3 pseudogenes are annotated in these 2,087 nt (G+C 58.6%); 1 reads left to right on the top strand and 2 read right to left on the bottom strand.

The features are described from left to right. Window positions 1–444, bottom strand: a pseudogene (locus tag AWB66_RS34790) (IS3 family transposase); the annotation flags it as partial. Window positions 445–532: 88 nt separating this feature from the next. Here AWB66_RS34790 and AWB66_RS32310 point away from each other — a divergent pair. Continuing rightward, a pseudogene (locus AWB66_RS32310) lies at window positions 533–1,643 on the top strand (IS110 family RNA-guided transposase). Between the two features lie 318 nt (window positions 1,644–1,961). Here the strand turns inward: AWB66_RS32310 and AWB66_RS32305 are convergent. Continuing rightward, window positions 1,962–2,087 (bottom strand): annotated as a pseudogene (locus AWB66_RS32305) (IS3 family transposase); the annotation flags it as partial.

Below are 2,087 nucleotides of genomic sequence, written 5' to 3'. Positions count from 1 at the left end.
ACCACGGCGGTCAGATACACAAAGCCGCGCGCCATCGGGATATAACTCGTATCCAGTGCCCAGACCTGGTTTGCCCGATTGGTCGTCATGCCCCGCAGCAGATACGGCCAGATCTTGTGCTGCGCACTGCGTCGGCTAGTGTTCGGCTTGCAGTACAGCGCCTCGATACTCATGCGCTTCATCAGCGTGCGCGCGCGCCTGCGGCCAATCTCGTCCCTCGCGACGCAACAGTCGCGCCAGCATCCGCGCTCCGGCAAACGGAAACTCCATGTACAGTTCGTCGATCCGGCGCATCAGCAACTGGTTTGCTTCGCTCACCGGTTGCGCCCGGTAATACACGCTCGATCTTGCGATACCAACGAGTCGCGCCTGCTGCGAGACCGGCAATGCGTGCGTACGGTCGATCATCGCTTTGCGCTCAGCAATCCCGCCTTGCTGAGCGCGCGGCTTAAGACATGATGGCCTTCAGGGAAACGCGATGTAGGCGTTCATCCGATAATCGGATGACCTTCACTGAACGGCGGAGACGGTCATGGACAAGGTCAAGCTTTACGTTGGACTTGACGTACACAAGGAGTCGATTGCAATCGCATTCGCCAAGGCGCATTCGCGGGACGACCCTTAGTTCGTCGGAACGACCCGCTACAGCGTCATTTCGTTACCAAATCACTTTCGAAGCTTGGTGCACCATCGGAGATCAGCGTTTGCCATGAAGCAGGGCCCTGCGGGTATGGTTAGTCCGGGCACTGCGCGAGCAGGGTTATCACTGTGAAGTAGTTGCGCCATCGCGGGTCGCTCGCCGGCCGGCTGACAGAATCAAGACCGACCGTCGTGACGCACTACTGTTAGCGAGACTGCATCGGGCGGGCGAACTTGTGCCAGTCACTGTTCCCGGACCTCAGGATGAAGCCATTCGCGACCTGGTTCGCGCCCGCGAAGATGCAGTGAGCGATCAGCGCCGAGTGCGTCAGAGGCTCAAATCCTTCCTGCTTCGCCATGGTCATGCTTATACCGGCACGCGCTGGGGACCGAAGCATGAGCTCTTTCTCTCCAAGATCAGGTTCGAGGATTCCGCCCAGCATATCGTCTTCACCGAGTACAGAATGGCGGTGAGGTTTGCCACCGAACTCGTCGAGCGGCTCACACAGTCGCTGCGCGCTCACGCCGAAACCTGGCGTTGGTTGCCAACGGTCAAAGGCCTCATGACCCTTCGTAGCATTGACTTCGTCTCCGCGCTGACTATTGTCGCTGAACTTGGCGACTTGCGCCGCTTCCCGCATCCACGCGAATTCATGAGCTACCTGGGACTTGTGCCGTCGGAACACTCCAGCGGGAACTCAAAGCAACGCGGCGTTCTGACGAAGACGGGCAACACGCACGTGCGCAGGATACTTGTCGAGGCAGCCTGGAATTATCGATTGCCGGCAAGAATCGGTGAATCGCTCCAGCCTCGGCTGGAAGGACAACCTCCACATATCATCGACATCGCCTGGAAAGCGCAGGTTCGGCTCTGCCACAGATTTCGGCGGCTTCGCGCACGAGGTCTTCATCAGAACAAGACGTGTGCCGCAATCGCGCGTGAACTATGTGGATTTATCTGGGATATCGCAACGCGACTGCAGCCAGCCCAAGCACTCCGGTAAACCTTGTCTGGCGATTCGATAGGAGCCGCTATCGCAAAACTTGTGACTTCCACCTGATCGGTAACGCGGCATCGGGCGCGATGTGGGGAACCCTCGAGATTTTTTTGTGAGCACGCGACTGCGTGATCTCCGTGGTTAAGAGCGAGGCAGCCCCGTGACGGAAAGATGAAATGCGGTAACCAGCCCGCGGATATGAGCTTGATCCATCGTCGATAAACAGCCCGTCTGCCGCGTTACCAATCAGGTTGGACACGCTGGCATTCAAGATCGCGGCCGCGAGGTCGGCGTTCGTCCTGCTTGCAAAAAGAGGCCATATGAAAAATCGTTCTCCAGCGTGAGGTGGCCGATCTTCGCATGCAGCTCCTTCAAATCGACTTGCGGCTCGCTCGACGCCGTGCCGCCTGCGCCAAACACGTCGGCGGCACGTTCCTGCAACTGCCGCTT

It is taken from the genome of Caballeronia telluris (genome assembly GCF_001544495.1).
Taxonomy (GTDB): Bacteria; Pseudomonadota; Gammaproteobacteria; order Burkholderiales; family Burkholderiaceae; genus Caballeronia; species Caballeronia telluris.
This window is presented reverse-complemented; position numbering and strand designations above follow the sequence as displayed.